Source organism: Pseudomonas sp. IT-P260 (assembly GCF_949768395.1).
In the GTDB taxonomy this organism is placed as follows: Bacteria; Pseudomonadota; Gammaproteobacteria; order Pseudomonadales; family Pseudomonadaceae; genus Aquipseudomonas; species Aquipseudomonas parakoreensis.
Window position 1 is genome coordinate 50,236 of sequence record NZ_CATKPO010000044.1, and the last position, 26,410, is coordinate 76,645.

Sequence of the window (26,410 nt, forward strand, 5' to 3'; positions counted from 1 at the left end):
GCAGGCTGCGATCTTTTGCCTTTGATTTTCAAAAGCAAGGTCAAAAGATCGCAGCCTTCGGCAGCTCCTACAAGGTCAGTAGACGCCCGGTAACAAGCGCCAGCTACGTGCGCAATAAGCCTCGTACTCCGCACCAAACTGCCCGCGCAGCAACGCTTCTTCCGAGTGGATACGCGCGATCAACGGAATCAATGTCAGCGCCGCCAGAATCAACCCGACACTGGAACGAAACGCCAGCGCCCAGCCCACGGCATTGACCACCAACCCCAGGTAGCTCGGGTTGCGCAGGCGCGTGTAAATGCCGTCGGTGACCAACCGATGCCCCGGCTGAATCGCCACCAACCCGCTGAATCGTCGGCCCAGCACAAACACCGGCCACAGCCGTAGCGTGCCACCGACGATAAACAGCAGCGCGCCGAGCCAGCGCACGCCTTCAGCGCCGAAGGTCCAGAAGTCGATGCGATCGCAGTACGCCGGCAGAAAACCGCTGAGCAGACCGATGACGCCGAAGGCCGGAATCACCCAGCGGTTGGCCCGGTCCTCGCGCTCGCCCGAGCTCATGTTCACATCGGTGAACAGCGACGCCAGCACCATCAATACCGTGGCCAGCGCCACCAGCACCAGCGCCCCCTGCGAGAAGAACACCGCCGGCCCGCCGATGCCCCACACCGCCAGCCCCAGATAGGCAAGGGTGGCCAGCACCGCGACCACGGTCATTTGCGCAGACATTTTCATGGTGTTCTCTAAAAAGCAGCTGACCCTTTCAGTGTAGAACGCCGCTCAACCCGCGAAGGCGTCGGATCGTTCGCGACCGGTCTTTGGTCGGCCACGTCTTCATACGGCCGACATCGCGTCTACGCTGATCCATTCCTTCCATTTGTCCGTGTATTGCCTATCGAAGAGGTGAACCCATGAAAATCGACTTGAGTGGAAAACTGGCCATCGTCAGCGGCAGCACGGGTGGCATTGGTCTGGGCATCAGTCAGTCGCTGGCCGAAGCCGGCGCCACGGTGGTGGTGATCGGGCGTGAGACGGCCAAGGTCGAGCAAGCGCTGGCGAGCATTCGGCAGCAGGTGCCGGGTGCGCAATTGCGGGGTCTGACGGCGGATCTGGGCACCGCCGAAGGCGCGGAAAAGCTCTTCGCCGCTGAACCGCGTACAGACATTCTGGTGAATAACCTGGGGATCTTCGACGCCGTGGATTTCTTCGATACCCCGGACAGCGAGTGGACGCGCTTCTATGAGGTCAACGTGATTTCCGGCGTGCGCCTGTCGCGCCATTACGCGCCGGCGATGGTCGAGCAGGGTTGGGGGCGGATCATTTTCCTGTCTTCGGAATCCGGCGTGGCCACCCCGGCCGACATGCTCAACTATGGCGTGACCAAAAGCGCCAACCTCGCGGTATCCCATGGCTTGGCCAAGCGTCTGGCCGGCACTGGCGTGACGGTCAATGCGATCCTGCCGGGGCCGACCTTTACCGGTGGCGTGGAACACATGCTCAAGGACGCTGCGGCCGAATCTGGTCGCAACCTGCGCGATGAAGCCGACGCTTTCGTCCGCCGGGCGCGGCCGACGTCGATCATCCAGCGGGTGGCCGACGTTGCCGAGGTGGCGCATCTGGTCACGTACATCGCTTCGCCGTTTTCCTCCGCCACCACGGGCGCGGCCTTGCGCGTGGATGGCGGTGTAGTCGACAGTATGGCGATCTGAGTTCAACGGCCTCTATCAGGGTGGCCTTGAGGCGTTGCGGGCCAATTACCCGGCTTGATAGACAAAACGCAAAAACTGTGGGAGCGAGCTTGCTCGCGAAGGCGTCGGATCAGTCAACATCTTCATTGACGGTTACACCGCATTCGCGAGCAAGCTCGCTCCCACAGGGGAACCCTGTGACATCAGGAGTTGGCGATCAAACTCTGCCGACAATCCAGCACCAGTTTTGCACCGCCCAGTTCACTGCTGCCCACCTCAAGATTGAAGCCATGCAGGCTGACAATCGCCGCCACAATCGACAGGCCCAGGCCAAAGCCGCTTTGCGGTTGTCCGCCTTCGGCCCGATAGAAACGCTGAAACACCGCCTCACGTTCAGCCTCGGGAATTCCGGGTCCGGAATCGTGGACTTCGATCCGCGCATGCCCGTCGTCATTCACACCACGCAAAATCACCGTGCCCCCCGCCGGGGTGAACTTGATCGAGTTGCTCAACAGATTGGCCAGCGCCTCGAACAACAACGCGCGGTCGCCATTGAGGGGCGGCAGGGTTTCCGGCATGTTCAGCACGAACAGCAGTTCGCCTTCTTCGGCGAGTGGCAGGTAAAACTCATGCAATTCTTCCAGCAATTGCACTGGATCGAGCTCGACAAATCCTGAGCGCCGTTGACGATCTTCCAGTTCGGAAATCCGCAGCAAGCCGCGAAACCGCGCCATCAGCGTATCGGCCTCGGCCAGCACCAGATCCAGTTGCGCCGCTGCTGGCGAACCTTCGCCGGCCTGTTGCTGCATGCGATACAGCTGCGCGCGCAGGCGCGTCAGTGGCGTGCGCAAGTCATGGGCGATGTTGTCGCACACGCCTTTGACTTCGTGCATCAGCCGTTCGATGCGATCGAGCATGGCGTTGACGATGGCGGCGAGCATGTCCAGTTCGTCGCGGCGGTTGGACAGCGGCAAACGGTGAGTCAGGTCGCCGGCGACAATGGCCTGGGCGCTGTCCTGAATCGCGCGGATGCGCCGCAGCGGCCGACGGCGCAGCAAATGCCAGCCGGCAATCCCCGGCAGGATCGTCAGTGACACACCCCAGAACAAGGCATGCAGAATGATCCGTGTCACGGCGAACAACGAACCGTTATCGCGCAGCAACACCAGCCAGCGGCCATCGCGGGTCTGGGTCGCCACCGCGTCGCAGCTGTCGGCGGGCAGGGTCGGGTCATCGGAATCGGCGCAGTCATCCAGCGTATGAATCTTGCCGTCCAGCGGCAGGCCTTCGGGCAGTTGCTGCAAGGCACCTCCGAGGTACACGCCCTGGGCGTCGAACAGGCCGTAGGCGTCGATGCCGCGGATGTCGAAGGTCATGCTGGCGGCGAGGGCTTCTTCCAGTTGCTCGCCGCGAAAATGCGAAAACAGATGCTGACGTTGCATCAGCGAATGCTTGGCAAGGTTATCGAGGTAGCTGGAGACTTCGAAATACATGACCCCCATGAGGATCGCGCTCCAGGCCACGAACAGCGAACTGTACAGCGCCAGCAGACGGCTGCTGGAGGAGCGCCAGCCGTCAGACGGGTTCGGCAATGACATAACCCGAGCCCCGTACCGTGCGAATCAGCGGAACATTGCCCGCCGCGTCGATCTTCTTGCGCAGACGACCGATGTGCACGTCGATCAGGTTGGTGCCCGGGTCGAAGTGATAACCCCAGACTTCTTCGAAAATCATCATCCGCGACAGGATCTGGCCGCTGTTGCGCATGAGGAATTCCAGCAACTTGTATTCGGTCGGCAGCAGCGTCAGCACCTGCTCGGCGCGGCGTGCTTCGTGGCTGATCAGATCCAGTTCGAGGTCGGCCACCTGCAACGTGGTGGCCTGGGTGGCGACGCTGTTCTGGCGGCGCAGCAGCACTTCCACGCGCGCGGCCATTTCGTCGGTGGCGAACGGCTTGGTCAGGTAATCGTCGCCGCCGGCCCGCAAGCCGCGCACACGCTCGTCGACATCGGAGAGCGCGCTGATCATCAGAATCGGCGTGGCCACGCCCATGGTGCGCAGGGTGGTGACGATGGCCAGGCCATCGAGTTCCGGCAACATGCGGTCGAGGGTAATCAGGTCGTAGTTACCACTGACAGCGCGGTCCAGACCTTCGCGGCCATTGTCGACCCAATCCACTTCCAGGCCGTGGCTGCTGAGTTCGGCAACGATTTCACGGGCAGTCACGGCGTCGTCTTCGATGGTCAAAATACGAGTCATAGAGCAGGCCTTGATCGGTTCAAACGGGATGGCAGCATTTTGCCAAGTATTTTCCGTCGCGCTTTAAATTAACTTTCATGTATAGCCTGTCACAAACGCAGATTCGGGTGCCCGGCTGTTTTGCCGTCAATGCAGAAAACCCGCCGCTTTGCGTGCATTGTTGCAAATTGCAATGAATGGAGAAGTTCAGTCTTTTTAACTCGTTGAAAAATAAAGGTTTATTTAAAGTTGTCGACTGGCACGGTCGCTGCAATTCATCTGCTGACGAGTTGTAACACCATTTTTCATGCCTGGAGCACTACAACAATGAATAGATCCTCTGATGGGTTTTATCCGGCCTTCAAAGGAGAGTCGAGCAACGTGTCAGGCGTGTCCTGGGGCGCGATCTTCGCGGGCGCGGCGGCGGCTGCAGCACTGTCGATGATTCTGGTGCTGCTTGGCTTCGGTCTGGGATTCTCTGCCGTTTCACCTTGGGCCGGGGAGGGCGTCAGCGCCAAGAGCCTGGGGATTTCCACGATTGTCTGGCTGGCGGCGACGCAGATTATTGCCTCCGGCCTGGGTGGCTACATCGCCGGTCGCCTGCGGGTGAAGTGGGCCAACATGCACGGAGATGAAGTGTATTTCCGTGATACCGCCCATGGCTTCCTCGCCTGGTGTGTGGCGACGCTGGTCACCGCCGTGCTGGTCGTCGGCTCGGTGAGCAGTGTCATCAGCGGCGGCGTGCAGGCCGGTGCCAGTGTCGCCGGTGGCGCAGCCGCTGCCGCGACTCAGGCGGCCGGTACCGCTGCAGCAAACACCAGCAGCGATCAATACGGTTACTTCGTCGACAGCCTGTTTCGCGATGACCGTCCTGCGTCCGTCAGCGATGACGCCGCGCATGGTGCGGTGACCCGGATCTTCGCCCAGAGCCTGGCCAACGGCCAACTCAGCCCTGAAGACCGCACCTACCTCGCGCAACTGGTCGCACAGCGGACCAACCTGAGTCAGGCCGACGCCGAGAAACGTGTCGACGAGGTTTATGCGCGTACTCAAAAAGCCATTGCCGATGCCAAGGTCAAAGCCCAACAGGCGGCTGACACCGCTGCCAAAGTTGCTGCCTGGACGTCGCTGTGGATGTTCATTGCGCTGTTGGCCGGTGCGTTCTTCGCCAGCCTGGCAGCCACCTTCGGCGGCCGTCGTCGGGATGCAGTCGAGTACGTTGAAGTCGAGACTTACACCGCCACTACCACGCTGCCTCCAGTCCGTTAACAAGGAGAATCACCATGCGCTCTCTACTACTGTTTTTCCTCGGTGTGCCAATCCCGATCATTATCCTGATCGCCCTGTTCGTGCACTGATCCTGTTGCTCTATTGAGGCCTTTGCCTCAGCCGCTTTCACTTCACGGTGAAAGCGGCTTTTTGCTTTCTGCGTCCACGCACGTTCCCGCAGGACTCATCGTTGTCGCTGAAATTCGGGGTTGAATAATATATGGATATCCGTATATTCGGTTTTCCATATGTTCGAGTCCGCCCCATGCTCACCCCCACCGAACTGTTCAAAAGCCTGGCCGACGAAACCCGCGTGCGCGCCACCTTGCTGATTGCCGAGCAGGGTGAGCTGTGCGTTTGCGAGCTGATGTGCGCCCTCGACGACAGCCAGCCGAAAATCAGCCGCCACCTCGCGCAATTGCGCAGCAATGGGGTGTTGCTTGATCGGCGTCAGGGCCAATGGGTCTATTACCGGCTCAACCCGGACCTGCCGGACTGGGTCCGGCAGGTTCTCAACGTCACGGCCAAGGCCAACACCGATTGGCTCAAGGACAACGCCTGTCGCCTGCACAACATGGATGGCCGTCCTGCCCGCGAAACCGCGTGCTGCTGAACTTCAAATATCCCCGGGAGCTACCCATGCGTGTCCTGTTCATGTGCACGGCCAACAGTTGCCGCAGCATCCTTTCCGAAGCCATGTTCAATCATCTGGCGCGGGAGGGCTTCGAGGCGGTGAGTGCCGGCAGTTTTCCCAAGGGCCAGGTGCTGCCACGCAGCCTGACGACGCTGCAACAGGCCGGTATCGCTATCGACGGTTTGTACAGCAAGGGCAACGACGCCTTTGAAGGCAACCCGCCGGACATCGTCATCACCGTTTGCGACAAGGCGGCGGGCGAAACCTGCCCGGTGTACTTCGGCCCGGCAATCAAGTGCCATTGGGGGCTGGAGGATCCCTCCGAGGTGACCGGTGATGAGGCGGCCGTGGACGCGGCGTTCCGTGCCACGCTGGCGATCATCGAGCGCCGCTGCGCAACGTTCCTTGGTCTTCCTTTCCAAACACTCAGCCGCGTTGAGCTTCAGCGTGAACTGGATCGCATCGGCTCCCTTTGAGCCGGAGGACATATGTCAAAGCACCTGCCCAATCTTGATCACACGCTGTTCGAAGGCCGCAACACGCCACCTTCGCACGAACACAAACCGCGTATCCTGCTGCTCTACGGCTCGACCCGCGAGCGCTCCTTCAGCCGTCTGCTGGTGGAGGAGGCCGCACGCTTGCTGGAGCACTTCGGTGCTGAAACGCGCATCTTCAATCCGTCCGGTTTGCCGTTGCCGGACGATGCCCCGGTCGATCATCCCAAAGTGCAGGAACTGCGCGAACTGGTGCTGTGGTCGGAAGGCCAGGTGTGGTGTTCGCCGGAACGCCACGGCGCGATGTCGGCGGTGTTCAAGGCGCAGATCGACTGGATCCCGCTGGAACTCGGCGCGGTGCGTCCGACCCAGGGCAAAACCCTCGCGGTGATGCAGGTCTGCGGCGGTTCGCAGTCGTTCAACGTGGTCAATCAACTGCGCGTGCTGGGGCGCTGGATGCGCATGTTCACCATCCCCAATCAGTCTTCGGTGCCCAAGGCTTTTACCGAATTCGACGAGGCGGGGCGGATGAAACCTTCGCCGTTCTATGATCGCGTGGTCGATGTCATGGAGGAACTGGTGAAGTTCACCGTGCTGCTGCGCGAGCGCCAGGATTTTCTGGTGGATCGCTATTCCGAACGCAAGGAAAGCGCCGAGCAACTGATGGCCCGGGTCAATCAGCGCTCGATCTGAAGCGCCGCGACACGCCTTCATCGGTCGGGCAGTGCACAAACGTTCTAGCCGTTCCGGGGCATTTGTGGATTACTGGCGCCAGCCCATTAGCGTATTCAAGCCATGAGTAACTGGATCGACCTTGCCCACGACCGGGAAACCGGCATCGAAACCCTGCACGCGCATTTCGCCGGGCATGCGCACGCCTACGATCCGCACTGGCATGAGACCTACCTGATCGGTTTCACCGAGCAAGGCGTGCAGCGCTTCAACAGCCGTCGGGCGCGGCACGACAGTACCCCGGGCAAAGTTTTCATGCTCGAACCCGGGGACATCCATGATGGCGACGCGCCGAGCCCGGACGGCTTCACTTATCGCATGCTGTACCTGCAACCGGCATGGCTGGAACAGGCGCTGGACGGTTTGCATCTGGGCAGTTATGGCAGCGGCTTGCCGGGCATCGGCAGTGTGCTCAACGATGATCCCGAGCTGGCCCGCGCCACCTTGTTTGCGTTCAATGCGTTGCATCAACAGGACGTGCGCATGGTGCGCGAGGTGGCGCTGGACGCCTTGCTCGAACGATTGGCGATTCATCTGTATCGCCGACCGCAACCGACCGCTGCCAACCGCGCGCCTTTGATCGCTCGTCAGGCGCGCGATTATCTGGTGGCCTTTCACGAACAGGACATCAGCCTGCAAACCCTGGCCGAGGTCTGCGGCACCGACCGCTTTCGCCTGACCCGCGCCTTCAAGGCAGCCTATGGGCTCGCGCCGCACGCGTGGCTGATCCAGCTGCGCCTCAGCCGGGGCCGGCAGATGCTCGCTGCCGGCATACAGCCTGTGGACGTCGCCAGTCGCCTCGGGTTCGCCGACCAAAGCCATCTGGGCCGCTGGTTCGTACGCGCTTACGGCATCACGCCGGGCGCCTATCAGCAACGCGCCATCGGCACCTCTCGGCGCTGAACAAACGTTCAAGACCGCAGCCCTGCGCAGCCGTCAGAGTAGGCCCTGACTTTCTACAGGGCCGTGCCATGCTTGCGTTCATCCTCTTTGCCTTCGTGGCCTCGGTTACTCCGGGGCCGACCAATCTGATCGTGCTCAGCACCAGCGCCCGGCGCGGCTGGCGGCCGTGCCTGCCGATCATCCTCGGCGCGGGAGCGGGTGCTGCGTCACTGGTGTGGGTGGCCGGCGCTGGCGCCAGCACTTTGATGCTGCCCGGCGTGCGCCCGGTGATCAGTGCGCTGGGAATGGGCTGGATGCTCTGGCTGGCGTGGCAGATCTTCAGCGCGCCGGCCACCGCCATCGACCCCGCCGCCGGCGAAGAGAAACCCGAACTGGGGCTGGTTGGCGCCGCGCTGTTGCAATGGGTCAACCCCAAGTCGTGGATGATGGCGATTGCCGTGATCAGCGTGTTCACCGCGCAGGGACAAGGGCTGAATGCGTTGTGCCTGGCGTTCTTTCTGGTGTCGTTGCCGTGTCTGGCGCTCTGGGCGTTGCTCGGTCGCGGTGCAGCGCGTTGGCTGAGCAATCCGGTGCAGTTGCAGTGGCTGAACCGGATCCTCGCGGTGTTGCTGGTCGTCTCATCCGCCGCGGCGTTGCTGCACACCTGAGCTGAGCGGCATCGACAAGGTGGCGCGTAAGCCACCCTCCGGCCGATTGACCAACGTAATCCGTCCGCCCAGGCGCAACGCGATGGTGTTGACGATGGTCAGCCCCAGGCCTGCACCGTTGGCGTTGCCGCGACTGTAAAAGCGTTCGAACAACCGTGCCCGATCGGCCTCGTCGATGCCCGGGCCCTGATCTTCGACGCTCAAAAGGCACCAGCCATCGGCCTCGCTCAGCTTGACGGTGATCACCCCGTTCTGCGGGGAGAAGTTGGCGGCGTTGGTGATCAGGTTGCTCAGGGCGATGTCGATGGCGGCGGTGCTGGCCATGACGTGCAGCGCTTGTGCGCTGTCTTCGAAGGCCAGTTCCAGGTGCTTGCTCAGCAGCCACGGCGTGAGTTGCACCAGGCTGTTGCGCACGGTTTCGCTGACGTCGATGCGTTGCAGCGGCGGCGGGTTGGATTTCGGTTCCAGGCGCGCCATGGTCAGCAATTGATTGACCAGACGACTGGCGCGATCAACCCCGGAAATCAGGAACTGCAACGACTCGCGGCGCTCCTGTTCGGTGCCGGCCTCCAGCAGGTTTTGCGCATGCACCCGCAGCACCGCCAGCGGCGTACGCATCTCGTGAGCGGCATCGGCGATGAAGCGCCGTTCACGGCCAAGCACCTCCTGGATCTGCGCAAGCATGCGGTTGAGCGCCGCCTGCATCGGTTCCAGCTCGCTGGGCAGGGGCGTCAGTTGCAACGGTTCCAAAGAGCCGCTGTGACGGGCGCGCAGGGTCGCGGCCATGTTCGCCAGCGGCTTGAGGCCCCAGCCGATGGCCAGCCAGACCATCGCCGCGAGGATCAGACTGCCCAGTACGTTCGGCCACAGCGTATGGCGCACGATACGATCGACCAGATCGGTCCGCACATCGTCGCGTTCGCCAACCCAGATGCGCAGCCCGTTTTGCGGGTCTTCGAGCATGAAGGCGCGCCAGTGGCGACCGTTCAAGTCCACCACATCACTGAAACCCGGTCGCGTCGGCGGCGCGGTGAACGAAGGGGCACTGGCGGTGTGCACCAGCACCTCGTTTTTCGGGTTCCAGACCTGGAAGGCGATCTTGCTTTCGTAAGGGTGACCGTCGACGCGCGGCTTGGCTTCGCCGAGCGCCTGATTGAACGCCTGATACAGCTGCGAGTGTTCCTGGCTCGCCAGCGGCATGCGCATCACGCCCTGCAGCAACCGAGCGTTTTGCGCCAATTGCGCGTCGTAGACTTCGGCGATTTCGTGGTTGCTGTCGTGCACGTTGAACACGCTGAGCACGGCAAGACCGGCGAGCAACAGGCCGATGATCAGCGTCAGCGTGCGGCGACGAATCGAGGTCATCGACGTTCCTCCACCAAATACCCCACACCGCGAATGGTGCGGATCAGGTCGGTGGAGAATTTTTTGCGCAGGTGATGGATATGCACTTCGAGGGTGTTGCTTTCTGCTTCCTCGTTCCAGCCGTAAAGCAGCTGGATCAGTTGATCGCGGGTCATCACCCGGCCCGGCGGCGAGAGCAATTCATGCAGCAACTGATACTCCTTGGGCGTCAGCGCCACAGGTTGGCCCTGATAGCTGACCTGCTGGGTGCCGGGGTTGAGGCTGATCCCGGCGTGCTCGATCAGCGCCTGAGCGCGGCCCGCACTGCGCCGCAACAGAGCGCGCAGGCGTGCCTTGAGTTCGGCGAGGTCGAACGGTTTGACCAGATAGTCGTCGGCGCCGGCATCCAGCCCGGCGATGCGGTCTTCGGTGGCATCGCGGGCGGTGAGTATCAGCACCGGCAGGTTCGAACCGCTGTCGCGCAGGCGGCGCAGCACTTCGAGGCCGTCCATGCGCGGCAGGCCCAGATCGAGCACCGCCACGTCAAAGGTTTCACTGAGCAGCGCATGCAACGCGCTGCTGCCATCCTTCAACCAGTCGACGGTGTAGCCCTCACGGCCCAATGCCTGATGAATGCCTTCACCGAGGGCTACGTCATCCTCAATCAGTAATAAACGCACGCGGACTCCTGTCAGTCGAGTTTCTTGTTCACGTCCACCAGCAGCGCAGCGATCTCTTTGCGACGCCCGGCGTCGGCGGTTTCCCGGCCCGGGCGCGGTGCAGCCTGCTGGGCCTTGAGCAGCGCGACCCTGGCTTCAGCGTAGCGCTTCTGACGGTAGAGGTGATCACCCCAGAAGTACAGGCTGTCGATGCCATCCGGATTCAGTTGCAGCGCCTGCTTGAGCAGTTGCTCGGCCTTGTCGCTGTCGCCGAAACCGATCGGCCAGCCCGGGACACGATCATACAGCGCTGCCAGGCTGGTATAGGCCGAACCTTGCAGGGCCTTGGGGTCGAGCGTCAGGGCTTTTTCCAGATCGGCCTTGGCGTCCTTGGCCTTGCCCAAGGCACCGAGCCCGCCCTGGGCTCCGGCCCAACTGCTGGTGACAATGCCTTTCCAGATCCACGCTTCGGCCACCGTCGGGCGCTGTGTAGTGAAGGCAGTGGCTTCGGACGACAACTGCTCGAACGCGGCGGCGCGCTGCTTTTCCGCCACTTCATACTGGATGTGCGCCCAACTCTGCTGGATGCCGTTCAGACGCTGCTGATCGGCCGGTTCCAGTGCCCAGACGCTTTGGCTGAGGGCGGCGAACAACAGGCATGCGCTAAGTTTTTTCATGGCTTCAGGGACTCGTTGTCGGTTTTTTCACTGAGGCGGCGGATCAGCGGCAGTTGCTTGCGCAAGCCTCGATCCACCAGATGCGGCAGCAGATTGTTCAGGCGTACGAAGAAGCGCTCCGGCCAGCCGAGATACAGGTCGCGGCGGTCGCCGGCGATCGCGTGGATCACCGCCGAGGCGACGGTTTGCGGGTCATCGACGCTGGCCTTGAGCGCATCGTTCAAGGCTTGCGCCGCCGCACTGTTCATCGACGTGCGCGTGGCGCGGGGCGCGACATACAGCACGTTGACCCGAGTGTCGGCCAGTTCGCGGCGCAGCGCTTCGGAAAATCCGCGCAGGGCGAACTTGGTCGCGCAATAACTGGCGTAGCCCGGGTAGCCGATCGAGCCGTAAGTGGAACCGACGTTGACCACCATCGCGCTGTCGGCCTGTTTGAGCAGTGGCAGCAGCAGCTTGGTCAGGCACATCGGCGCGCTGATGTTTACCGCGAGCATCGCGTTGATGTCGCTGTCGTCGAGCTGTTCGAGCATGGCGAAGTGATTGACTCCGGCCGCGTTGATCAGCAGGTTGATGCCGCCGATGGCTTCGGCAGCGGCCAGCACCTTGCGCCGGTCGCTGAGGAAGGTCAGGTCGGCGGCGACCCAGCACAGCGAATTTGGATAGCGCTCAAGCAACGGCGTCAGCGCCTGCTCATGCCGCGCCACCGCCAACACCTGGGCGCCGGCGGCGCACAAGGCCTCGGTAATCGCCAGGCCGATGCCGCCACTGGCACCGGTCAACACCACCCGCGCGTCACGCAGCTGCATGTTGAGTCTCCGCGTCACGCGGCAGGCCACGGAACATGTCGGTGTACAGGCGATAGACGACTTTCGAGGCGTGAATCACGGCCGCTTGGTCTTCGGGATCTTCCAGTTGATTCATCAAGCGGCGATAGGTCTGCATGTGCTCGATGTCCAGCGAACCGTGCGAGCTGAGGTAGCTGAACGCGGTGTCCGGCAGTGCCAGACGCTCGCGAATGCTCCCCGCCGCATGAGTGGCCAGGGCGATGCTGGTGCCTTCGAGCACGTTGACCATGCCGAACAGACCCACCGGATTGCCTCGGGCGATCAGGTCGTAGAGAAAACTCACCATCAGCTCAATCGGCAGCGAGGGCTGGCCGTCGCGGACCGCATCGCGATCACCGCCACACGCGGCAATATCGTTGAGCACCCACTGTTCATGGCCGTATTCGTCTTCGATGTACTCGGCCACCGCTTTGCGCAGCCACTCCAGGCGTGTCGGCAGGCGCGCGCCGCAGGCCATCATCAATGGCACGGTGTGGCGCACGTGGTAGTACGCCTGCGCCAGAAACGCCCGATAGCTTTCCAGGCTGACCTTGCCTTGCAGGGCGTCAAGAATGATCGGCAGATTGAACAGCTCGTGGCGTTCCTGCTGCGTGGCATCTTGCAGGGTGTCGAAAAAACTCATGATGCGGACTCCTCGGAAACAGCGGATTCAGTCAATTGGGCGTGGTACAGCGCGGCAATCGCCTCGCGGCGTGGCCGACCGTTGGCCGTGAGCAAGCCATTGGCGGCGGTGAACGGTTGCGCCAGGCGCGTCCAGCCATGCACCTGGGCGTAATCGGGCAAGGCTTGGTTGGCTTCGGCGACTGCGGCGGCCAGCTCCGCGTCGCTGCAATCGGCACGGTGCGGCCAGAGCAGGGCGTGGTTGCGCGGCAAGGCCTCGCCATAGACGAAGGCCTGGGCGATGTGGCGGCGCTGGGTCAGTTCCGACTCGACCCATTCCGGGTTGACGTTGCGCCCGAAACTGGTGACGAACTGGTGCTTCTTGCGACCCTTGAGGTAGAGGAAACCTTCGGGGTCGAACTCGCCCAGATCGCCGCTCGGCCACCATTCATCAGCGTATGGCGCGTCCCCCAGATAACCGAGCAGCGCCGAGCCCTTGATCAGCACTTCGCCGTCCTCGGCCAGGCGCACTTCAACGTGCGGCAGCGGCTGGCCGACGCTGCCTGGACGCCGCGCGCCGGGGCGATTGAGGCACACCACCGAGGCGCATTCGGACAAGCCGTAGCCCTCGAACACCGGCAGGCCGACACGCTGCGCGCGGTGCAGAAGATCCTCCGAGACCCGCGCACCGCCGACGGCGGCGAAGCGCAGTTTTTGTGGGTCGAAGGCTTTCTGCTCGGCAGCGCTGACCAACATCAGCAACAGTTGCGGCACCAGAATCAGACTCTCCGGCGCACGCCCGGCCAGACAGCCCAGCAAGTGCGGGACGTCGACGCCGCTGGCACCCTGGATGCCCAAGGTTTTCTGGCTCGGCAGACTCAAGGTCGCACCGGCGTACAGCGCGGCGTAGCAGCCGAGGTTTTCCAGCAGAATCGCCAGTGGCAACAACGCCAGATGATGCTGTGGATCGGTGGGTTTGCTCGCGTGATCCAGCTCACGCGCCACACGCAGCAAACTCTCTGCGCTCAGGCACACGCCTTTCGGTGTGCCGGTGGTGCCGGAGGTGAAGGTCAGTTTGGCGGTGCCGGCCGGCATCCGGCTCGGGCCGCTGAAGGTGCGGCACCAGAACTCGCCGCGCTGTTCATAGCCGGCGGCGAGCAGCTCGGCCGCCAGCTCCGGTTCGGCAATCACCCGTTCGGCCTGGCTCTGTTCCAGACAATGCGCCCGTTGCGCAGGGCTGAAAAACGGCGGCAGCGTCACGCAGGTCAAGCCCTCGAACAACACAGCCAGATCCCACAGCATCGCATCGACGCCGTTATCCAGCGCCAGGGCGACGACTTGCGCCGGTTCATCGCGCAGGCGCTCCTGGCGATACAGCACCTCGGCATACACCGTGGCGTAATCAAGTTTCAGCGTATCGCCCCACAGCGCGGTGGCGTTGTCATTGCGCCGCGCATGTTCGCGCAGGGTTTCCTGGAAGCGTTGCAGTTCAAGCGACATGGCAAGCTCCTTCGATCGAAGTCGGCAGGCCCAATCGAGTGAACAGGCCGATATTGCGCAAATGGACGAAGCCGGCGCGGATGTTGCCGACGTGCACCCACGGCTTGCTTTCGTAATAACTGCCCCAGTGTTGACGCTCGTCACCCAGGCGTTCCGGGTCGGCGGCGCATAATGTGACTGGCTTCAGACCGAGCCGATGGAAGCTGTTGACCAGCCCGATGTTGCCGGTGAACGTCACCCATTCCAGGCCGCCCATGGCCAACAGATAGGTGATCGCGATGATGCTCAAGCGTGCGCTGCCGGTGTCGCTGGCAGCGAGGTTGCCGACTTCGACGATGGAGCTACGCTCAACTGGACGATCCGCCGCCGCACTGATCAAGGGTTCGATCGGTTCATCCAGATAGCGCTCAAGGAACAGCGGTTCCACATGCGCTCGGCGCACCCCGGCCACCGCACACAGCGCACCGTCGCCGTTGTGCATGCCGAACAGCTCGGGCATAAAGTGCCGAATGTCGGCACCGTGGGCTTTGCGAAAACGCTGCTGGATGAAGGCTTCGAAAGTCTCTCGCAGCGCGTCGTCGGGCAAGGCGCCGGTCAACGTCATCTGCGGCGTTTCGGCTTGACCGAAGCGCAGGGGCAGGGGAATGTTCCAGTGGTAATCGGGCATGGGCAGAGCGCCTCCCTCAATGGTTTGAGCGCAGTATCGGAGGCATTTCTTAACGAAGTCTGAAGGTGAAAAAAGGTTAATCAACGGGCAATCTTCAGATTGTCTTAAGACTGCAAGGGCAGGGTGGCACCGTCGGTTCGCCCTGCAACCGGATCGAGACTGTCGAACGAATCGACCGTCGCTTACGACAATCACGAGGCGCTTCTTATGACCCGCGACACCGCCGTCACCCGTTATGGAAAACTGTCAATTACGTTGCACTGGCTGATGCTGGCGCTGTTCGTCGGCGTCTATGCCTGCGTCGAAATCAAAGGCTTCATGCCCAAGGGCAGCGAAGCGCGCGGCTTGCTGATGGGCTTCCACGGCCTGTTCGGCGCGAGCATTTTCGTGCTGGTCTGGGTGCGCCTGCTCGGCCGTCTGACCCCACGCCCGCCGATCACCCCCAAGCCGCCAGCCTGGCAGACCGGCATCTCGCACCTGATGCACTTGGCGCTGTACGTGCTGATGATCGCCACCCCGATCCTCGCCTGGCTGATGCTCGCCGCCGCCGACAAACCCTTCCCGTACTTCGGCTTCCACGTCCCGGCACCGGTCGCCATCGACCCGGACTTCGCCAAACAACTCAAGTACTGGCATGAAACGCTGGGCAGCGCCGGCTACTGGCTGATCGGCCTGCACGCGGCGGCGGGGCTGTTTCACCACTACTGGGTGCGGGATAACACGCTGGTGCGGATGTTGCCGGGCCGCACGGAATAATCCAGACCCCAATCCCTGTGGGAGCGAGCCTGCTCGCGAAGGCGGTGTGTCAGCCAGCGATGATGTCGGCTGACACGACGCCTTCGCGAGCAGGCTCGCTCCCACAGGTTTTTGTGGTGTCTGGCAGGTGGGGGGCAGTTGCCGTAATCGTACTTCGCGGCGGCCGAGGCCAGAGTTCGAGCTTGTAGCCGCGGCACCTTACGGTCGATTCAGAAGCTTCCCGTCGCCAGAGGTGTGGGACTGAAAGCCATGGTTACTTGATTGTTGGGGGCTGTTTGCCAGGTCGCGTCGCTGGGGTTGCTGTCACTGCGGACGATACATTTCCACTCCACGACATCACCGGCTTTTACGTTATTGAATTTTATCTTGCCGGACCAAGAGGGGTAGGCGGAAGGCGTGAGTCGAACCGCTTTGGCCGGGTCCCAATTCCCTAACTCCGGCCGATCACCCACCGCGTAGACGCTATAGCCTTGTGTCGTGACGCCGTTATCACAGCGGAAATCCACCTCGAGCGAAATATACGTCCAGGTGACACCGGCATCGCCAATCATTGGCTGCAAGGCCAGCAGCAGAGCACTCAGTGGCAACAAGTATCGAATGCGGCCCATGATCAGTTCCTCAGTTTTCCTTCAGTCGGGCCAGCTTAGCCCTGCGAAAACTGGAAGAGACCTGTAAGAACTGACAGTCCGTCAGACTCTTTTGCGATACCGTCACTGGCGCCTTATTCCCACCCCAAGCCGTGCGCGAAACCTGTGGGAGCTAGCCTGCTCGCGAAGACGCCAGCCCAGCCACCAAAGCACTCAAACCTCCTCACCCCTGAGCTGAAGACTCATCAGATCGCAACTCGCCGACCACGACGTCAACCATGCCGGCATCTCCGGCGACTGCTCAGGCAACCCCAACGCCCTGACAAACTCACCCGGCGCCATCGTGCCTCTCGCCGACCGAAACAGCCCACGCATGACCACCACGCCGATCACCCGTCCCTTGCTCACGAAGCGATGCTCCATGAAGCTCCATTTGTCGTCCCAGCCAAGCATCCGGCTGTGAATTTCAAACGCTTCGAACAGCTTCAGCTCACGCCGAAATTTGCCCCAGGTATCGCCAACAATCGGCAACGCCTTAGCGCGCAACGCCACCCGAAACGCGCCACTGCGCAACACAAAATCCATGCGCCCGACGTCAGCCATAGTGAAGTAGCGACCATTGGTGACATGCCGATTCAAATCGAGATCCAGCGGCCACACGCGCATGCGGATCACGGTGGATTCCAGCGCATTGACCGGTTTGCGCCACGGTCGGCGAAAAAGCATGCAGAGCAATCGAAACCACAGATTCATCAGTACGTCAGCCCGTTGAAAAGAGCGCTGCACTCTAGCGAGCCGAGCGATGGCGAGGTAGGTGCGTAAATGACTTTTTTGAACGGAACAGTGCATTCCGATCATTGCCGGGTGGGCGATGGATCGGTAGCCCGTTCAACCGGCGGATAAACAGGAAATAATCGGGATGTTTATATGAAGCCTGCCGTTACCACCGAAGCCCTACAACGCCTTGCGCCATCGCCTACGAGTACGCCAGAATCCGCCGGCTTGTGCGTCTAGAGCGCGGGTTCTATCGTCTGTCGGTCGCTGAAAAACAGTGATCGGGTTTGGTAGCCCTGAGTTCTCGTAGATTGCATAAGCATCATGATTTGCAGTGTCTGTTCGACACGGCTTTATGGTGGTCATGCACAGGGCGTCTTCGGGCGCGCCGGTTTTCTACGTCCCGGTCTACCAACCTGCGCATGGCCGCCACCCTCGTTTGGTAGCGAGAGTGATGGCTCCCTTTTTTGACGTAGGAGCTTCACCATGATCAAACCAACACCCAACCCGCCAGAAACCGACCTCGCATCCCCCTACGAATCCCTCGATTCCAAAAAACTCCACGAAGCCGCCGAACGCGCCCTCGACCATTACCTGTCCCCGGCCACCCAAATCATGGCCAGCCCGCACAAACCCGAACCCATGTACCTCGCCAACCCGAAGTGCGACACCGAATCCCTGCTCGCCAACGCCAGCGAAACCCTCGGCTCCGCCAGCGAAATGCTCAACAACTTCGCCGCCACACTCGACACCTCCCACCGCAAAACCGCACTGGGCATCGCCCAGGTCGTCATGCTCGGCGAACTCGCCGTAAACCAGGCCCTCGACAACGTCGAAATCGCCCACTGACCACCCGGTGCGACGAGCTCAAACCCTCGCCGCACCCGGCAATTTCAACCGAGCTGGCACAGAGCCACGCCTTGCGCCCCCAAGCCTCGGCTGTCACCCTTCGGCCCGTTCTTCAAGGATCAGAACAAGGAATCAAGGATTGAGTGGCTACGTTCCCAACCCCCCGAAAAACTACCGCTACGAAGAAGCCAAACCCGTCGATATTCATGCCCAGCGTTGGGCTGAGTATGAGAAGCATGGGAAAGAGCCTGCGCGCGAGCCCGAGAAAATCGGCATTGCGTTGAGGATTGGGGTGTTCTTTGATGGTACTGGCAATAATGCGAATAACACGGCAGCAGGGCTGCTGTGTGGTGCGCAGCATCCGATTGCGCCGCAGGATATTCCTGCGAGTTGCATGCCTTACATGAGTGATCCGGATAGCAGTTATGGGGCCGGCCTCACGAATGTTAAAAAACTGCATGATCTGTATAAAAAGACTGAAAAAGCGGAGGGCTCAGGGGCCTTCAAATGCATTTCACGTCCTGTCTATGTTGACGGAATAGGCACCGTCAGCAATAAAAAAGACAGCACGGTGGGCGCTGGTACGGGGCGAGGTGATACCGGTGTTGCAGCGCGTGTGCAGGCGTCTTTCGCGCAAATCAAACAAACCATTGATGAGGCCCTGCAAGATAGTCCCGGCAGTGAAATAGTGTCTCTGACTTTTGATACGTTTGGCTTCAGCCGTGGCGCCGCAGCTGCCCGGCACTTTTCCAATGAAATCGTGCGAGGCAAGCAGGGTCCACTAGGGAATTTGCTGAACATTTACGCCCGAGATTTCAGCCGAAATTTTGATAGCCAGTACGGAAACGGTATCAAGATGGGATTTATTGGCCTGTTCCACACAGTGCCATCCATTGCCGGCTTCACCAATCTTGGTCAAGTGACAAGTCCTATTGCTCCCGGTGTGAAGCTTTACCTGGACCGCAGGTTCTTCAAAGATGTTGTCCATCTCGTTGCTCGCGATGAGTGCCGAGTGAATTTCGCGCTCAGCCGTGTTAAGCCCGACCATCCGGAGTACACCCTTCCCGGCGTTCATTCGGATATCGGTGGAAGCTACCTCGATGAAGTCGAGGAATGCGTGCTGGTCAGCCCCATGCAAGCCCTTGATGTCTCTGTCCAAACTGACGTTGCAACTACGTCGATCTACCGGGATGCTGCACGCCTGAAAAGTCAGTGGGTTGCCAAAGGGTGGCCTGAGCATCTTCTGGAAGTTGTGACACCCACCGCGCTCGTGCTCCCGAGGGACAACCAAGATCGACTGGCTCCTAGAGAAAAACGCGTGTACGCCGCGCTGCAGCTCAAAAGGCCAGTCAGCGGTAAGCTTTCACTGGTTTACTTGAGAGTCATGTATCAACTGGCAAAGGAAAAGGGTGTTCAGTTCATCGACATGCCAGAAAACGATGAGTACGCGGTTCCGGAAGAACTACAAGCCTTGTGTGATCGTTTTGTTGCCGGTGATTACAAAACCTCTGATGAGGAAGAAACACTGCTTAAGCTCAAATACATCCACACCTCTGCAAACTGGAATCACCCTCTCGGAAGAAATGACGGCAGTGGCATCGAGGCCGTTTACATCAACGCTCCGACGGCAGACGCAATTCGCGTACAACACCCACACGTACCTGATTGGAAGCTTTGGTAATGAGAGCATTGATTGTTCTGCTGGGCATTTTTCTGTTGGCGGGTTGCCAGACGGGCGCAGCCGAAAGTGGCGAAAGTGACCCCAAATCTCCTTGGTGGCAGTTAGGGTTTGTAGAGCCGGACTACATGAAGGTTTGGGTAGAAGACAGCTCAGTCCTGGACATCAAAAATAGAACGTTTTTCAAGGCGGGCGGAAGCACCGCTGCCGGAGGTGAACCAGAAGATGGCACAGAGTCAGCCCGTGGTTGGGGCACGGTCAGTGGTTCTGGTATTCCGGTAACCGGTGCCGATCTTCCCAAACTCATCTTTGTTCGTTGGCAGTCCATATCAGAGCAGAAAACCTACAAGGGTTTCATTGAAATTCCAGAGTCAGCGAGGCAGTTGATGGTGGATTCAACGCACCAGCGTTGCCCGGAAACTCCTGAAAGGACCGCTCGGTACATGGCTTCGCTTTACGTGGGGCTGGCCCCGGGTGGGGTACTTCGAGCGTGGGTAAGAGACTCATGCCATCGCCCGATTCAAGTCGCTCATGCTCAAGGCGAACTTGAACCGCTAGGCCCGGAGCAAGGGAAGCACGGCGGGCGCTATGCCTATCCAGTCAGTGAAAAGTCTAAGCGGTATATCGAAAAATTCGGCATCCCTTACGGTAGTTGGTAGGCGGTAAACCTATGAAGTTAAGCATTGTGGCGGTATGCGCGTTGTTACTGAGCGGCTGTCAGTCCGCCTCTCCGCTTTCCGTAAAAAACGACCCGAAATCCGATTCATGGGAGCTTGCGTTCACCGAACCCTATTACATGAAGGTCTGGGTTGAGGACAGTGCCGTCGAAGACATAAACGGCAAGCTATTCACGCGGACGGGAGGAGGCACAGCCGCTGGTGGTGAACCAGAGAATGGCAAAGAGTCCGCACGCGGTTGGCATGCGGTGGGCGCGGCTGCGAAACCAGTGATTGGCGCTGACTTGCCCAAACGCATTTACGTGCGCTGGCAATCCATTGTCGAGCCGCAGACCTATAAGGTTTGGGTGGATGTGCCTGAAGAGGCGAGGCAACTGATGGTGCAATCGGTCAGTCAGCGGTGCCCGGAAACACCGGAGGAACAGGCCAGCTACAGCGCATCTATTTATCTGGGATTGGCTCCAGGGGGCGTTGTACAGGTTTTTGTTCGGGACGAGTGCCATCGCCCTGTCAAAGTCGCCAGAGCACAGGCAGAGGTCGAACCGCTGGGGCCTAGTCAAGGTAAGAACCAAGGGCGCTATGCGTATCCCGTCAGCGAAAAGTCCAGGCGGTATATCGATAAATTCGGCATCCCGTACGGGAGTTGGTAATCCTTAAGCCAATGAAACAACTCATAACGATACTTTGCGTTTTGCTGATCTCAGGGTGCCAAGAAACTGATCCACTCTCAGCCAAAAATGACCCGAAGTCCGAATGGTGGGAGCTGGCGTTTATTGAGCCGGACTACATGAAGGTCTGGGTTGAAAACAGTTCTGTTCAAGACGTTAACAACCGGATTTTCTACAAAACCGGCGGCGGCACCGCTGCCGGGGGAGAGCCTGAAGATGGAACAGAGTCAGCCCGGGGGTGGGCTGGTGGAGTTGGCGGCAGCGGGAGGAGGGTGATAGGAGCAGACCTGCCCGTTCGAATCTGGGTCCGTTGGCAATCAATCGTCGAACAGAAAACCTGGCAAGCATGGGTAGATATTCCGGAAGAGGCCAGGCAGTTGATGGTGACGTCCGTCAATCAGCGCTGCCCGCGAACTCCCGATCGGCAAGCAAGATTCATGGCATCGGTTTATCTCGGTCTGGCTCCCGGCGGTGTCGTGCAGGTTTGGGTAAGAGACTCATGTCATCACCCAGTTAAGGTCGCGCGAGCACAGGCGGAAATTGAGCCACTGGGGCCGAGCCAAGGTAAGAACGAAGGGCGGTACGCCTATCCTGTGAGTGAAAAGGCTAAGCGGTATATCGACAAGTACGGCATTCCATATGGAAGTTGGTAGCCGTGACAAATACTTGAATGGATCATTTGTAATGAAAGCAACGATTGCACTGCTGGGCGCTTTATTGTTGTCCGGCTGCCAAAGCAGTGGCCCAGAAACAGGCGAAAATGACCCTAAATATCCATGGTGGGAATTAGTGTTCGTTCAGCCGAATTACATGAAGGTATGGGTAGAGGACAGCTCCGTCCAAGACATCAATAACAGAGTCTTCTTTAGAGCTGGCAAGAGCACTGCAGCCAGCGGAGAGCCCGATATCAGCACGGAATCTGCTCGTGGTTGGGGAACCGTGTCGGGGAGCGGGAGACCTGTGACGGGCGCCGATCTTCCAAAACTGATCTTTGTCCGCTGGCAATCCATAACAGAGCAAAAAACCTACAAAGGCTTCATCGAAATTCCGGAAGAGGGCAGGCAACTGATGGTGAAGTCAACACACCAGCGCTGCCCGGAAACACCGGAGAAAACTGCTCGCTTTATGGCGTCACTTTACGTGGGGCTCGCTCCGGGCGGCGTGCTCAAAACATGGGTTAGAGATTCATGCCGAAATCCGGTTGAGATTTCTCGCGGTCAAGGGGAGATAGAGCCTCTGGGGCCGGAACAAGGGAAGCACGGTGGTCGTTATGCCTATCCGGTAAGTGAGAAGGCTAAGCGGTATGTCGAAAAGTACGGCATTCCGTATGGGAGTTGGTAGGCGACACTTCTCTTGCCTGTCTTTCAGGGCGTTTGTCTTGAGTGAGTCACCTTTTTGACAGCTATCGCGTCAATGCTGAGCTCAACGAAGGTTCGCTTTCGGCCAAAAGCAGACGGTGGATAATAAAAAACTTTGCCAACTGACGATTGAATATACATTTGTTCCGTCCAGGGCCAGTAGCTCGGGGAGTATAGCGAGCTACTGGATCTGGCTGAAATATACACTAACAATACAAGCACGCGACGCCTAGTCCTGCCGAAACCCCACTTTTATGCCGTGTTACTTTTGTAAAAGCTGACTACAAACTTCGCGGTACGAATATTGAGCATCTTTCAATCACGAAACTTTTGTGATTTCAAGCACTCCGTTCTGGAAGCGAATATTCAGCCCTTCTCTTGAAGCATTTCTTTCGAAATAGAAATATGTCGCGTGCCATGCCGAGGAGTTTGGGTTCTTATTAACAAAATCGGTTAGAGCGCTATATGCAGCAGGCCCTTCTTTCGCAATAATTCTTTCCACAACGCTGTGCATTGGCAGATTTTTACCTTTGTTTAGAATTAACCAAAGCGTGTTTGATTCAAGATCTATCTGATCCGCCATAATGCTCTGAGCTAACCATCTATTCCAGTCTTCATTTTTGATTTGGTCATGAAGTCCCAAGTAGTCATTAATGGACATGACAAGCTGTTTATTTGCCCAGTCCAAACCGGATTTCGCACAAATTAAAAGCAGCTTTCTACCTTCCAGGCTTTGAGTTCCTACCGCCTTTATGAGGTTTTCAGCTTGCGACAAAACTATTGCATCAATTTCTCTTGGGGCTTTACGGCTTTTAAATGGGCCGCCCAGTTTGATATTCTTAATATCACCATCCGGAAGCCAAGTCATGGAAATATGCAACTGCTCGATAATTCCAACAATTTCAGAGTTTTGCAACGTTCGGGAAAATATAGTCTCCACCCCATTCTTCACTATTGCATCAGTAAAATATGGGCTCTTGAAAATCCAAGAGTGAATTTGTTGAGTGCTCGCCGTATTCAGTTGCTCAGTGGCGGCTTGAGCGAACTCCGAGTAGCCGAGTGCCCCAAGAGTTATTTGAATATCATATCGGTGCTTGGAAGCAGTTAGCATGTCGTTCGCAACTTCAGATAGTAAATCGACAACCTCTTGAGGCACCCCTTCTCTTCGATTACTACTCAAATAAGAAAGGGGATAAACTTTGCCGCTGTCTTGCTCCGTTCGACACATGCCGCGAAAATGATTTTTCCACCAACTTGTCGACATGTAAGCCTCGCTAAAGCTTTGCCAGAGGCCGCCATATTCCGTTTCTTGGAATGCGGCCTCTATTAACGCACTTTGAGAGCCATCGGAGTACTCCTCTACAAAAAATGTTGCTACGCCCCTAACAACCAACGGGAGAGCACTTTCAGAAACAATAGCCTTCCAGTTTATCGATTCATTTTCGCGCAATTGATAAAGGACTTCTGCAATTACGGCGGAGGATAAAGTGCTTGAGCCTTCCTTTCGAGCTCTCTCCAAAAGAAGCTCAAGGGCCTCGTTTTTTGCGAGCGCTATTGCACGATGCCAATCTGAATCCCATAACTCTCTAATATCTTCTTGCGTAAGTACGGCTTTTAGGCAATCAAGCATAAGCTCGCTACTGCCAACTCTAACTAGAATAGTGGCTCGCTCGTAGATATCACGATTACTACTTACAAGTACATCTCTGATACTAGGATGCAGTGGCTTGCAAAAACCGTCAGCGATCAAGTTGCCAATCTGTATTCTGATTTGATGCCCGCCTTTAGTTAGGGCAAATGCCAACTTTGAAGCCACCATATCCCGAAGTTCTGAACTAACGGATGCACCATTGACAATGCATCTTGCAGCCAGCCTCAATGAAGTATAAAAAATATCATCATCGCGATCGATTTGACGGCGCAATAAGATATCCGCATTGTCTATTTTCTCTACGGCAAATTGAATCGCTTGAGCCCATGGGCGGCGATATACATTCTCAAGCCAGTCATCTGCATCAAGCCTACCGGCAAGAGCTAACACGCAGCCAGCCAAGTATTCTTGAATGGTAGGAATGCTAAAGGCGAGCCTTGGCCCTCTACGCTCAACGAGTCCATTTTGGACTAGTGCATCAATGCAATCGTCACCAATGGGGTCGCCGAGCGCTTTACTGAGGCATAAGCGTGCCATTGACTCAGGAACTGCAGCTTCGTTACGCTCCAAAGACAGAAACGCAATTGCTTCGGCTCCCCGTCGTAGCTGTGATTTTCCAATTGTGGACTTAACTACACCTTTATGCCTTTCTGGCGAAAGTGCATGCAGTATGTAAAGCTCCAATACTTCTGATCTACTGGTGGGGATCGCACCACTCCTGGGCAATGTGGCGGCATAAATTGCGAGAAACAGCGGAGTTCGGCAAAGTAGCTCTAACTCCTCGTAAGCTCGGACATGACTTAAGCTTCTTTCTGTGTCGATTTCCCCTCGAGTGCGAAGGTAGGCTCGCAACATCTTAATCATTTGGTCGTGATCGAGACGCTGCAACCGAAACAATTTGAATTGCGGCGGGAAAGACGTTACCGAAGCATCGCGCGCTCCGACCAATACTGGCATGTCTGGAAAACGTGCCACCGCTCGCCCAACCATGTTAACTAGGGCAGCCCTGGAGCTATCGTTAAGCTCATCAACGCCGTCAATGAACAAAACAGCTCGTCCCTGTTCACAAAGCACTGTCCAATCTATGGTCACTTGGTATTGGGCATTATAGTCGGAATTTAAGTAATCTTGTATTGTGGGATGTTCAGGCAACCGCTCTGCATGTATGAAAGCCGGGACAAATGTAGTCTGCTGTGCCAGCCGGCGAACTGTGGCACGGAGTAATGTTGACTTACCATGGCCAGCGCCGCTTTCGAGAATTACTAATCTCATTTCCGGCGTTGGGAATTCACGTAAATCTACTTCATCACCATTGTAACGGTGGGGACGCCATGGGTCCTCATCATCAAAATTGGCCCGGTCAGTTTTATCAAGCGACACAATGGTAGGCCAAACAAATAGGTCGTCTTGATGCACTGAAATAGAAGTGCCAGGTACGCCAATATGATCCACCTGTGTGGCTATGGCTTGGCCATATCGCTCAAGACCATCTGACTGGGTGCCAAAGATGCGGATATTGTATTTTTTGAACAACGTTTCTGATAGCTCATTCGCCCGAAAAGTATGACGAATTCTCGCGGCCTCACCACAGCAATCCCGCAATCGACTGTATAGGGCATATGGGCTCTCAGAGGCATGAGGCATCCAGTCCCTTACTCCTGACGTTTCGACTGAGCTCAGTATTAAAAATTCTGCACGGGTTCTTTTTACTACAAAAAAAGCATCATCTTCAGGCAAAGAAAGTGCATTCAATATTAAATCCGCAATTTCGCTATGCTTCTTATTAAGAGCGCTACGCCACTCTCCAATATTTTCTTTTCCTTGTGCTCGCTCTAGCGTCTCCCGCAGATTTTCCAATGCCGAACCAAAAGTTCCCAGGACTAGTCGAAACTGATCTGTGTCTCCACGAATTTTCTCAGTCTGTTTTCTGGCGGAACTCCAAAATTTTTCCCAAGCCTCACCTTTAAGAGCTAGTTGCTCCTTAGCCTGAATATAAAGCACCGACCCATTTGCGTAGGTTACAACGATATCATCGATATGTTCGGGAGCCTCTACACGTACAGAAACAACTCTTGAATGGCCATTGATCGGTGCCCGGATATCGAGTAATGCGCCCATGTAAAGCGCAGTGATACTGTTTTGGTAATAAATTCCCGACTGCGTTGTCGGACCTCCGGACTCAGCCAATTTGCCTCCTTATCAATCCAATAGCGCATTGTTTAGACCATGCTTCGCACTACGTACACCATTCTGTAAAGTCAAAGCAAGATAATAAACACGTTCACTAACCTATATGCTCCACTGCCCTAGGGTTACGCGCTTACGCCTTGGAGAGGCATTTTTGATAACGCGGAACCCAGCGCGCTGAGTTTTTAGCAGCCGCTTGTCCATTAAGCGATCAGCAGAAATGGCAATTCTAATGGTGGTTGCTGCATTCTTGACGAACCAAAATAACAGTAAAAATAGATGCTTGGCTCCGTCCTATCTTCTGCAGATGGCCGGAACAGCCGTCGGT

Annotated in this window: 27 protein-coding genes; 14 read left to right on the forward strand and 13 right to left on the reverse strand. The window is 58.1% G+C overall.

The window, feature by feature from the left end; translation table 11 throughout:
• Positions 1–75: 75 nt before the first annotated feature.
• Complete coding sequence (locus ACM6HV_RS26190; protein WP_145596775.1) at positions 76–735, reverse strand: methyltransferase family protein; 660 nt, start codon at positions 733–735, stop codon at positions 76–78.
• A 176-nt stretch (positions 736–911) separates the two neighbouring features.
• Here ACM6HV_RS26190 and ACM6HV_RS26195 point away from each other — a divergent pair, with 176 nt between their 5' ends.
• Positions 912–1,709, forward strand: a complete 798-nt coding sequence (locus ACM6HV_RS26195; protein WP_414905658.1) for an SDR family NAD(P)-dependent oxidoreductase — start codon at positions 912–914, stop codon at positions 1,707–1,709.
• 182 nt (positions 1,710–1,891) lie between these two features.
• Here the strand turns inward: ACM6HV_RS26195 and ACM6HV_RS26200 are convergent, their stop codons facing one another.
• Positions 1,892–3,286, reverse strand: coding sequence for a sensor histidine kinase (locus ACM6HV_RS26200; protein WP_414905659.1), 1,395 nt, complete (start codon positions 3,284–3,286; stop codon positions 1,892–1,894).
• Positions 3,264–3,947 (reverse strand): response regulator transcription factor, encoded by a 684-nt coding sequence (locus ACM6HV_RS26205; RefSeq protein ID WP_003223938.1) that lies wholly within the window; start codon positions 3,945–3,947, stop codon positions 3,264–3,266. The genes ACM6HV_RS26200 and ACM6HV_RS26205 overlap by 23 nt, the downstream gene beginning before the upstream one ends.
• A 306-nt stretch (positions 3,948–4,253) precedes the next feature.
• Here ACM6HV_RS26205 and ACM6HV_RS26210 point away from each other — a divergent pair, with 306 nt between their 5' ends.
• The 6 genes from ACM6HV_RS26210 (at position 4,254) to ACM6HV_RS26235 (ending at position 8,605) form a co-directional block, all read left to right on the forward strand.
• The gene (locus ACM6HV_RS26210) at positions 4,254–5,195 is read left to right on the forward strand and encodes a hypothetical protein (RefSeq protein WP_414905660.1); all 942 of its coding nucleotides are present in this window, start codon (positions 4,254–4,256) and stop codon (positions 5,193–5,195) included.
• A gap of 265 nt (positions 5,196–5,460) precedes the next feature.
• The gene (locus ACM6HV_RS26215) at positions 5,461–5,808 is read left to right on the forward strand and encodes a metalloregulator ArsR/SmtB family transcription factor (protein WP_095666906.1); all 348 of its coding nucleotides are present in this window, start codon (positions 5,461–5,463) and stop codon (positions 5,806–5,808) included.
• Positions 5,809–5,834: 26 nt separating this feature from the next.
• Positions 5,835–6,305, forward strand: coding sequence for an arsenate reductase ArsC (locus tag ACM6HV_RS26220; protein ID WP_041062974.1), 471 nt, complete (start codon positions 5,835–5,837; stop codon positions 6,303–6,305).
• Between the two features lie 12 nt (positions 6,306–6,317).
• Positions 6,318–7,016: an arsenical resistance protein ArsH gene (arsH, locus tag ACM6HV_RS26225; RefSeq protein ID WP_047295022.1), complete on the forward strand. Its 699-nt coding sequence runs from the start codon at positions 6,318–6,320 to the stop codon at positions 7,014–7,016.
• 102 nt (positions 7,017–7,118) lie between these two features.
• Positions 7,119–7,958, forward strand: a complete 840-nt coding sequence (locus ACM6HV_RS26230) for a helix-turn-helix domain-containing protein (RefSeq protein ID WP_095666904.1) — start codon at positions 7,119–7,121, stop codon at positions 7,956–7,958.
• A gap of 68 nt (positions 7,959–8,026) precedes the next feature.
• A complete protein-coding gene (locus ACM6HV_RS26235) occupies positions 8,027–8,605 on the forward strand; it encodes a LysE family translocator (protein WP_222015103.1) in 579 nt (192 codons plus the stop codon).
• On the opposite strand, the gene ACM6HV_RS26240 is transcribed toward ACM6HV_RS26235, so the two are convergent.
• From ACM6HV_RS26240 to ACM6HV_RS26270, 7 genes are read right to left on the reverse strand one after another with little or no spacing between them, the layout of a single operon-like run.
• The gene (locus ACM6HV_RS26240) at positions 8,576–9,970 is read right to left on the reverse strand and encodes an ATP-binding protein (RefSeq protein ID WP_145596788.1); all 1,395 of its coding nucleotides are present in this window, start codon (positions 9,968–9,970) and stop codon (positions 8,576–8,578) included. The two genes, ACM6HV_RS26235 and ACM6HV_RS26240, sit on opposite strands and share 30 nt — an antisense overlap.
• Complete coding sequence (locus tag ACM6HV_RS26245) at positions 9,967–10,629, reverse strand: response regulator (protein ID WP_047295015.1); 663 nt, start codon at positions 10,627–10,629, stop codon at positions 9,967–9,969. Before ACM6HV_RS26245 ends, ACM6HV_RS26240 begins: the two co-directional genes overlap by 4 nt.
• A gap of 11 nt (positions 10,630–10,640) precedes the next feature.
• Positions 10,641–11,285: a tetratricopeptide repeat protein gene (locus ACM6HV_RS26250; RefSeq protein ID WP_414905661.1), complete on the reverse strand. Its 645-nt coding sequence runs from the start codon at positions 11,283–11,285 to the stop codon at positions 10,641–10,643.
• Positions 11,282–12,091, reverse strand: a complete 810-nt coding sequence (locus ACM6HV_RS26255; RefSeq protein WP_414905662.1) for an SDR family oxidoreductase — start codon at positions 12,089–12,091, stop codon at positions 11,282–11,284. The genes ACM6HV_RS26250 and ACM6HV_RS26255 overlap by 4 nt, the downstream gene beginning before the upstream one ends.
• On the reverse strand, positions 12,078–12,752 hold the full coding sequence (locus ACM6HV_RS26260) for a TenA family transcriptional regulator (protein ID WP_414905663.1): 675 nt from the start codon (positions 12,750–12,752) through the stop codon (positions 12,078–12,080). Before ACM6HV_RS26260 ends, ACM6HV_RS26255 begins: the two co-directional genes overlap by 14 nt.
• Positions 12,749–14,230, reverse strand: a complete 1,482-nt coding sequence (locus ACM6HV_RS26265) for an AMP-binding protein (RefSeq protein WP_145596798.1) — start codon at positions 14,228–14,230, stop codon at positions 12,749–12,751. The genes ACM6HV_RS26260 and ACM6HV_RS26265 overlap by 4 nt, the downstream gene beginning before the upstream one ends.
• Positions 14,220–14,897: a thermostable hemolysin gene (locus tag ACM6HV_RS26270; protein WP_414905664.1), complete on the reverse strand. Its 678-nt coding sequence runs from the start codon at positions 14,895–14,897 to the stop codon at positions 14,220–14,222. The genes ACM6HV_RS26265 and ACM6HV_RS26270 overlap by 11 nt, the downstream gene beginning before the upstream one ends.
• A gap of 207 nt (positions 14,898–15,104) precedes the next feature.
• Between ACM6HV_RS26270 and ACM6HV_RS26275 the strand changes: the two genes are divergently transcribed.
• A complete protein-coding gene (locus ACM6HV_RS26275) occupies positions 15,105–15,653 on the forward strand; it encodes a cytochrome b (protein ID WP_095666897.1) in 549 nt (182 codons plus the stop codon).
• A gap of 209 nt (positions 15,654–15,862) precedes the next feature.
• Here ACM6HV_RS26275 and ACM6HV_RS26280 read toward each other — a convergent pair whose 3' ends face one another.
• Positions 15,863–16,261: a carbohydrate-binding module family 20 domain-containing protein gene (locus tag ACM6HV_RS26280; RefSeq protein ID WP_414905665.1), complete on the reverse strand. Its 399-nt coding sequence runs from the start codon at positions 16,259–16,261 to the stop codon at positions 15,863–15,865.
• Positions 16,262–16,453: 192 nt separating this feature from the next.
• Positions 16,454–16,993, reverse strand: a complete 540-nt coding sequence (locus ACM6HV_RS26285; RefSeq protein ID WP_108184378.1) for a thioesterase family protein — start codon at positions 16,991–16,993, stop codon at positions 16,454–16,456.
• A 507-nt stretch (positions 16,994–17,500) separates the two neighbouring features.
• On the opposite strand from ACM6HV_RS26285, the gene ACM6HV_RS26290 reads away from it, so the two are divergent.
• The 6 genes from ACM6HV_RS26290 to ACM6HV_RS26315 all read left to right on the forward strand — a co-directional run bounded on the left by ACM6HV_RS26290 (position 17,501) and on the right by ACM6HV_RS26315 (position 22,227).
• On the forward strand, positions 17,501–17,863 hold the full coding sequence (locus ACM6HV_RS26290; protein ID WP_003226001.1) for a DUF6124 family protein: 363 nt from the start codon (positions 17,501–17,503) through the stop codon (positions 17,861–17,863).
• A 139-nt stretch (positions 17,864–18,002) separates the two neighbouring features.
• The gene (locus ACM6HV_RS26295) at positions 18,003–19,544 is read left to right on the forward strand and encodes a DUF2235 domain-containing protein (protein ID WP_414905666.1); all 1,542 of its coding nucleotides are present in this window, start codon (positions 18,003–18,005) and stop codon (positions 19,542–19,544) included.
• Positions 19,544–20,200 (forward strand): DUF2931 family protein, encoded by a 657-nt coding sequence (locus tag ACM6HV_RS26300; protein WP_414905667.1) that lies wholly within the window; start codon positions 19,544–19,546, stop codon positions 20,198–20,200. Before ACM6HV_RS26295 ends, ACM6HV_RS26300 begins: the two co-directional genes overlap by 1 nt.
• Positions 20,201–20,211: 11 nt before the next feature.
• Positions 20,212–20,868: a DUF2931 family protein gene (locus tag ACM6HV_RS26305; protein WP_198758165.1), complete on the forward strand. Its 657-nt coding sequence runs from the start codon at positions 20,212–20,214 to the stop codon at positions 20,866–20,868.
• 11 nt (positions 20,869–20,879) lie between these two features.
• The gene (locus tag ACM6HV_RS26310; protein WP_098964397.1) at positions 20,880–21,539 is read left to right on the forward strand and encodes a DUF2931 family protein; all 660 of its coding nucleotides are present in this window, start codon (positions 20,880–20,882) and stop codon (positions 21,537–21,539) included.
• 31 nt (positions 21,540–21,570) lie between these two features.
• Positions 21,571–22,227 carry a DUF2931 family protein gene (locus ACM6HV_RS26315; protein WP_198758166.1) on the forward strand — a complete coding sequence of 219 codons (657 nt, stop codon included), beginning with the start codon at positions 21,571–21,573 and terminating at the stop codon, positions 22,225–22,227.
• A gap of 336 nt (positions 22,228–22,563) precedes the next feature.
• Here ACM6HV_RS26315 and ACM6HV_RS26320 read toward each other — a convergent pair whose 3' ends face one another.
• A complete protein-coding gene (locus tag ACM6HV_RS26320; protein WP_414905668.1) occupies positions 22,564–26,082 on the reverse strand; it encodes an NACHT domain-containing protein in 3,519 nt (1,172 codons plus the stop codon).
• Between the last annotated feature and the right edge of the window lie 328 nt (positions 26,083–26,410).